Source organism: uncultured Arthrobacter sp. (genome assembly GCF_947493765.1).
Lineage (GTDB): Bacteria > Actinomycetota > Actinomycetes > Actinomycetales > Micrococcaceae > Arthrobacter_D.
Genome location: NZ_CANLSZ010000029.1, coordinates 1 through 212 on the forward strand (window position 1 = coordinate 1; position 212 = coordinate 212).

Annotated in this window: 1 protein-coding gene; it reads right to left on the bottom strand. The window is 63.7% G+C overall.

The genetic code is table 11. From position 1 onward, the window contains the following. On the bottom strand, positions 1–212 hold a 212-nt coding region (locus tag Q0747_RS13875), incomplete at both ends, for a transposase (protein ID WP_298255639.1).

Genomic DNA, 212 nt, shown 5'->3' on the forward strand with positions numbered 1-212 from the left:
AGGAGCATTCTGAGCCGGTAGTTGTGGCGGTTGCGGTAGCCGCGGGCAAGCCGACGGTGGAGTTCGATGATCCCGTTTACGGCTTCGGTGCCCCCGTTGTTTGCCCGGTCGGTGGTGAAGTACGCCAGGAACGCGTCCCGCCAGCGCTTGAGGGTCCGTCCGAGCCTCGCGATTTCGGGGATTGGGCAGGTAGGGAACGTCTCGACGACTTT